The sequence below is a fragment of the Pseudoxanthomonas sp. LjRoot204_2 genome (assembly GCF_056175765.1).
Genome location: NZ_JBGFFG010000192.1, coordinates 1 through 6,446, shown reverse-complemented (window position 1 = coordinate 6,446; position 6,446 = coordinate 1). Strand labels below are relative to the sequence as shown.

Annotated in this window: 6 protein-coding genes and 1 tRNA gene; 6 read left to right on the top strand and 1 reads right to left on the bottom strand. The window is 67.6% G+C overall.

Annotated elements, in window-relative coordinates; genetic code table 11:
* From lspA to radA, 5 genes are all read left to right on the top strand, one after another.
* Nucleotides 1–469, top strand: a 469-nt coding sequence (gene lspA, locus AC04L7_RS10470; protein ID WP_475512956.1) for a signal peptidase II, incomplete at its 5' end; no start/stop codon positions are given.
* 193 nt (nucleotides 470–662) lie between these two features.
* A complete protein-coding gene (gene ispH / locus AC04L7_RS10465) occupies nucleotides 663–1,613 on the top strand; it encodes a 4-hydroxy-3-methylbut-2-enyl diphosphate reductase (RefSeq protein WP_435999627.1) in 951 nt (316 codons plus the stop codon).
* A gap of 592 nt (nucleotides 1,614–2,205) precedes the next feature.
* Nucleotides 2,206–2,688 carry a hypothetical protein gene (locus AC04L7_RS10460; RefSeq protein WP_435999625.1) on the top strand — a complete coding sequence of 161 codons (483 nt, stop codon included), beginning with the start codon at nucleotides 2,206–2,208 and terminating at the stop codon, nucleotides 2,686–2,688.
* Between the two features lie 176 nt (nucleotides 2,689–2,864).
* Nucleotides 2,865–2,940: transfer RNA gene (locus AC04L7_RS10455), tRNA-Thr, on the top strand.
* A 104-nt stretch (nucleotides 2,941–3,044) separates the two neighbouring features.
* Nucleotides 3,045–4,433: a DNA repair protein RadA gene (radA, locus tag AC04L7_RS10450; RefSeq protein ID WP_093490508.1), complete on the top strand. Its 1,389-nt coding sequence runs from the start codon at nucleotides 3,045–3,047 to the stop codon at nucleotides 4,431–4,433.
* Nucleotides 4,434–4,557: 124 nt separating this feature from the next.
* Here the strand turns inward: radA and AC04L7_RS10445 are convergent, their stop codons facing one another.
* Nucleotides 4,558–5,349 carry a cytochrome C assembly family protein gene (locus tag AC04L7_RS10445; protein ID WP_475512955.1) on the bottom strand — a complete coding sequence of 264 codons (792 nt, stop codon included), beginning with the start codon at nucleotides 5,347–5,349 and terminating at the stop codon, nucleotides 4,558–4,560.
* A 125-nt stretch (nucleotides 5,350–5,474) separates the two neighbouring features.
* Here AC04L7_RS10445 and AC04L7_RS10440 point away from each other — a divergent pair.
* Nucleotides 5,475–6,446, top strand: a 972-nt coding sequence (locus AC04L7_RS10440; RefSeq protein WP_475512954.1) for a signal recognition particle protein, incomplete at its 3' end; no start/stop codon positions are given.

Below are 6,446 nucleotides of genomic sequence, written 5' to 3'. Positions count from 1 at the left end.
GCTCTGGCTGCTGCTGTCGGCGGTGGTGATCGGCCTGGACCAGTGGTCCAAGGCCTGGGTTCTGGCGTCGCTGCCGGAGTACACCGCCATCCCGGTGATCGACGGCTTCTGGAACTGGTACCGCACCTACAACACCGGCGCGGCATTCAGCTTCCTGGCCGACGCAGGCGGCTGGCAGCGCTGGTTCTTCACCGTGCTGGCCGTGGGCATCAGCGGCCTGCTGGGCTTCTGGCTGTCGCGCACGCGCCGGGGCGACTGGCGCCAGGCGCTGCCGTACGCGCTGGTGATCGGCGGCGCGCTGGGCAACGTGATCGACCGCCAGATCCACGGCCACGTGATCGATTTCATCCAGTGGCACTGGCGCGACCATTATTGGCCGGCGTTCAACATCGCCGACTGCGCGGTCGTCGGCGGAGCCATCGGCATTGCGCTGTTCGGCATGTTCGACGGCAAGAAGAAGGCCGCGTAGAGCGGGCCTTGGCTCGCCACTCGGTGATGCATCAACACGGTGGGCCAAGGCCCACACTGCGGGCATCGCGGTGGTTTTCCCTCACCCCGTTCCCCTCTCCCGCGGAGGGGAGAGGGGCGTAGGTGCCATGCGGGATCGGCACCGGCAACACGTTTAGCGTTTCATTTTCCCGCCTTCGGTACTATCGGATTCTATGGACGTCCTGCTCGCCAATCCCCGTGGTTTCTGCGCYGGCGTCGACCGCGCCATCGAGATCGTCAAGCGCGCCATCGAGACGCTGGGCGCACCGATCTACGTGCGCCATGAAGTGGTGCACAACCGCTTCGTCGTCGACGACCTGAAACAGCGCGGCGCGATCTTCGTGGAAGAACTCGACGAAGTGCCGGATGGCGCCACCGTCATCTTCAGCGCGCATGGCGTCTCCCAGGCGGTGCGCCACGAAGCCGAACGCCGTGGCCTGAAAGTGTTCGACGCCACCTGCCCGCTGGTCACCAAGGTGCACCTGGAAGTGGCGCGCCACTGCCGCGCCGGGCGCGACGTGGTGCTGATCGGCCACGCCGGCCACCCCGAGGTGGAAGGCACGATGGGCCAGTGGAACCGCGAAGGCGGGGAAGGGCAGATCTACCTGGTGGAGGACATCGACCAGGTGGCCACGCTGGACGTCAGCCAGCCCGAGAACCTGTTCTACACCACCCAGACCACGCTGTCGGTCGACGACACGGTGGGCATCATCCAGGCGCTGCAGGCGCGTTTCCCGGCCATCCATGGGCCGAAGAATGACGACATCTGCTACGCCACCCAGAACCGCCAGGACGCCGTGCGCGACCTGGCCAAGCAGTGCGACCTGGTGCTCGTGGTCGGTTCGCCGAACAGCTCCAACTCCAACCGCCTGCGCGAGCTGGCCGAGCGCGACGGCGTGGAGTCGTACCTGATCGACGGCGCGCACGAGATCGACCCGCGCTGGATCGACGGCAAGCAGCGCATCGGCGTGACCGCCGGTGCCTCCGCGCCGGACGTACTGATCGACGGCGTCATCCAGCGCCTGCGCGACCTCGGCGCCGCCGGCGTCAGCGAACTGGACGGCGAGCCGGAGAACATGGTGTTCGCGCTGCCGAAGGAACTGCGGCTGCAGCTGGTCGGCTGAGCCTCTGTCCCGGAGCGGGGCAGGCATCCTTCGCGGGACGCCGCGGGCCGGAACCGGTCGATGCGGCGCGCATCGCACGCTGCGACCTTGGAAAATTTCCTCGCTGCCGCACCTCCGGGCCTCGATGCCGGGGAAATTTTCCTCGCCACCGCCCTTCCGTGCYGCACGCGCGCACCTTCCCGGTTCGCGCGCTCACAATGAAGCCTCGTCATCTCACCTGAAAGCCTCGCTGACGGAGAAAATTTCTTCGTCATCTCACTTCAGAGCCTGGGCGTCGAAGAAAATTTCCTCGTCATCTCACTTCAAAGGTCCGGCGGCGGGGAAATTTTCCTCGTCATCTCACCTCAACGCCGCGTCATCGGGGAAAACATCCTCGTCATCTCAGCTGAAAACCTCGCGCGCGCACCTTTCTGGTTCGATTTCTCATACATGAGGCGCGGCGACGCCGCCCGTGCATGCGCGTAAGCCGCGTGCACCCTCAACTGTGAGTCATTTTCCGTCGCGACTCGCTTGGAAGCGTGCGCGCATCGCGTTAGCGTGGCGATGCCGTCGGATGCGGCGGCCTCACCTGACAAGGAATCAAGGAGCGACAATGAGTCAGAACCTCGTGGACCTGCAGATCGACACCACTATCCTCGATCCGCTGGATGCTGCCATCTCCCAGATGGAAGCCTGCCTGGCGGGCTTGATCTCGCTGACGCCGGAACAGCGGCGCGGCCTGATCAAGATGGGCGACAAATCGGAAGCCTTCTGCCGCGCGGCCTTCAACGTGGCCGAGCAGCATGCCGGCATCATGGCGCGCGACTTCGACATCGAGGGCGTTCGTCGCGACCAGCAGACGCTGGACCAACTGCGCCCGCGCATCCTGCGCATCGCCCACCTTTACCAGCGATTGACCGACACCGAAATGGCCCTGGGCAGCGACCTGATGGCCGCCGCGCTGGAGGTCTACGGCGTGCTGAAGGTCGCCGGCAAGGGCAAGGGCCTGGACGAAGCCCGCCGCCATCTGGCCAGCCGCTTCCGCATCAGCACGCACGACAGCGATGCGCCGGGCGAGAGCGTTGGCAACGGCTAGCGGCGGGAGGGTGGCAGTTTGATGCAGAACAACGGCCCCGCGATGCGGGACCGTTGTGTGAGAGGCTCCATCGAAGGTGCGGCGGGTCAGGATCGAAGCCCATGCGTCCCGTGACGGGGCCCGCCCGACCCCGCGCATTGACCATAGGTACCCCAACCCCTAAAATTCGCGGCTCCGCCGGAATAGCTCAGTTGGTAGAGCGGCGCATTCGTAATGCGTAGGTCGTAGGTTCGATTCCTATTTCCGGCACCAGTCGTGACAAGGCCCCGCTTCGGCGGGGCTTTGTTTTTTCCGGGTCTCGCCTGCGGAGACGGCGGGCCGATACAGTAGCCGCTCGCCGTCCCGACAGGTTTCCCGTGGCCAAGACCTCTGCCAAGTCCCGTACCGCCTACGTCTGCGCCGAATGCGGGGCGGACCACAGCAAATGGCAGGGCCAGTGCGCCGACTGCGGAGCGTGGAATTCGCTCAGCGAGATCGTCCTGGAGACCGCCGCCGGCGCACCACCGGCGGCCCGCCGCTCCGGCTGGGCTGGGAAGGCCGAAGCCCCGAAGATCACCGCGCTGAAGGACGTGCGCCACAGCGAAGAAGCGCGCGTGACCACCGGCATCGGCGAGTTCGACCGCGTGCTGGGCGGTGGCCTGGTGGAGGGCGCCGTGGTGCTGGTGGGCGGCGACCCGGGCATCGGCAAATCCACCCTGTTGCTGCAGGCGCTGGCCCGGATGTCGGCCAGCCTGCCGGCCCTGTACGTCACCGGCGAGGAATCGCTGGCCCAGGTCGCCGGCCGCGCCGTGCGCCTGGACCTGCCGCTGGACAACCTGCAGGCGCTGGCCGAGACCGGTATCGAGACCATCCTGCAGCACGCCTCGGTGGCGCGGCCGAAACTGATCGTCGCCGACTCCGTGCAGACCCTGTGGACCGAATCGCTGACCGCCGCGCCGGGTTCCGTCAGCCAGGTGCGCGAGAGCGCCGCGCGGCTGGTGCGCTATGCCAAGGAGACCGGCACGGCCGTGTTCCTGGTCGGCCACGTGACCAAGGAAGGCGGCATCGCCGGCCCGCGCGTGCTGGAACACATGGTCGATGCGGTGCTGTATTTCGAAGGCGAGAGCGGCAGCCGCTTCCGCGTGCTGCGCGCATTCAAGAACCGCTTCGGCGCGGTGAACGAGCTCGGCGTGTTCGCGATGGGCGAGAAGGGCCTGAAGGAAGTACCCAACCCGTCGGCGATCTTCCTCTCCGGCAGCGCACAGCAGCCCGGCAGCTGCGTGATGGTCACCCGCGAGGGCACGCGCCCTCTGCTGGTGGAAGTGCAGGCGCTGGTGGACAGCTCGCCGCTGTCCAATCCGCGTCGCGTGGCGGTGGGTCTGGAACAGAATCGCCTGGCGATGTTGCTGGCCGTGCTGCACCGGCACGGCGGCGTGGTGGTGGGCGATCAGGACGTGTTCGTGAATGTCGTCGGCGGCATCCGCGTGCAGGAAACCGCGGCCGACCTGCCAGTGCTGCTGGCGGTGCTGTCCTCGCTGCGCGATCGTCCGCTCGCCGAGAAGACCGTGGCCTTCGGTGAAGTGGGCCTTTCGGGCGAGATCCGCCCCGTGCCCAACGGCGAGGAGCGCCTGCGCGAAGCGGCCACGCACGGTTTCAAGCGCGCCATCGTGCCCAAGGGCAACGCGCCGAAGTCGGGTACGTTCAAGGGCCTGGAAGTCGTGGCGGTTGAGCGGCTGTCGCAGGCGCTGGAGGCGGCGGCGGAGTAGGGCGRCAGAGAACGTTGTGGGAGCGACGTTAGTCGCGACAGCAGGACTGAGTCCACCGACACCGTGTCGCGAGCGCCGGCCGCGCGATCGCGACTCACGTCGCTCCCACATTGGAAGCGGGCGGTTACGCGCGCCTCAACACCATTTCATAGACGAACTTGCTGCCGAAGAASGCSAGCASCARCAGCGCCATCGCGGCGAGGGTCCAGCGGACGGCTTTCACGCCTCGCCAGCCATAGCGCCAGCGGCCGACCAGCAGCGCCCCGAACGCCAGCCACGACAGCACGCTCAGCACGGTCTTGTGGCTGAGCTTCTGGGCCAGGAAGTTCTCCACGAACAGCACGCCGGTCAGCAGCGTGGCGGTCAGCAGGATGAAGCCGACCGTGATCGTGCGGAACAGCAGATCTTCCAGTTCCGTCAGCGGGGGCAGGGCACGCAGCCAGAGGTGGAATTCGCGCCGGCGCAGGGCGCGTTCCTGTGCCCACAGCATCACCGCCAGCAGCGCGGCGATGGCCAGCGCGGCGTAGGCCAGCAGCGCCAGCCAGGCGTGCAACTGGAGGCGCCAGTCCAATCCGCTGGAGGCCTGGTGGCCGTAGAAGTGGTAGGCCGCCAGCAGGACGGCCCCCAGCGGGAATGCCACCACGCCCAGTGCGGCCATCCGGCCCTGGATGGCGACCAGCAGCGTCATGGCCGCCATGCCCAGCGCCACCAGCGAGAGCGCGGCGAAGAAATGCATGTCCGGACCGCCGGGCGTACGCCAGGCCACCAGCAGGTGGTAGGCGCCGTGCAGCACCACCGCGCCGAGTGCAGGCCACACCCAAGGCCGCGAGGCCTCGCCGGTGTCGCGGGCCACGGAGCGGACCAGCAGGCCGGCGGCGAGCAGATAGAGCGCAACGGCGATGAGAATGACTGTCATCGGGGAAGTGTCGCACAGCGGGCGGCGCCGGCGCAGGGGCGAAGGCGGCCCGCGCTGCGCGGGGAGGAGGCAGAGAGCGGGACCGCTATAATCGCCGTCCGTTTTCCCCTGGCGTGCCTGCTTCCATGTTCGAATCCCTGACCCAGCGACTCTCCGGCACCATCGAACGCCTGCGCGGCCGTGGCCGCCTGAGCGAGGAGAACATCCGCGAGGCCACCCGTGAGGTCCGCATCGCCCTGCTGGAGGCCGACGTGGCCCTGCCGGTGGTGCAGGCGCTGATCGAGCGCATCAAGGTGCGTGCGGTCGGCCAGGAAGTGCTGAAGTCGCTGACGCCGGGCCAGGCGCTCATCAAGGTGGTCCGCGACGAACTGACCGCGGTGATGGGGTCGCAGGCCAGCGATCTGAACCTCAACGTGCCGGCACCGGCCGTCATCCTGATGGCCGGCCTGCAGGGCGCGGGCAAGACCACCACCGTCGGCAAGCTGGCCAAGCACCTGCGCGAGAAGCGCAAGAAGAAGGTGATGGTGGTCAGCGCGGACGTCTACCGTCCCGCCGCGATCGAGCAGCTGAAGACGCTGGCGGAGCAGGTGGACGTGCTGTTCTTCCCGTCCGATGCCGGGCAGAAGCCGGAAGCCATTGTGCGTGCCGCCATCGACGACGCGAAGAAGTCCTTCGTCGACGTGCTGCTGGTCGACACCGCCGGCCGCCTGGCGATCGACGAGGCCATGATGGCCGAGATCAAGGTGCTGCACGCCGCCGTCAAGCCGGTGGAAACGCTGTTCGTCGTCGACGCGATGACCGGCCAGGACGCCGCCAACACCGCCAAGGCCTTCAGCGAAGCGCTGCCGCTSACCGGCRTSRTSCTGACCAAGACCGACGGCGATKCGCGCGGSGGCGCGGCGCTGTCGGTGCGCTACATCACCGGCAAGCCCATCAAGTTCATCGGCGTGGGCGAGAAGCCCGACGGTCTGGACGTGTTCCACCCCGAGCGCGTGGCCGCCCGCATCCTCGACATGGGCGACGTGCTGTCGCTGGTCGAGCAGGTCGAGCAGAGCGTCGATCGCGAGAAGGCCGAAAAGCTCGCCGCGAAGGTCATC

Bases quoted from the DNA above. Each gene is read 5' to 3' on its own strand.
- AC04L7_RS10460 (WP_435999625.1), top strand. From the start codon at position 2,206: ATGAGTCAGAACCTCGTGGACCTGCAGATCGACACCACTATCCTCGAT.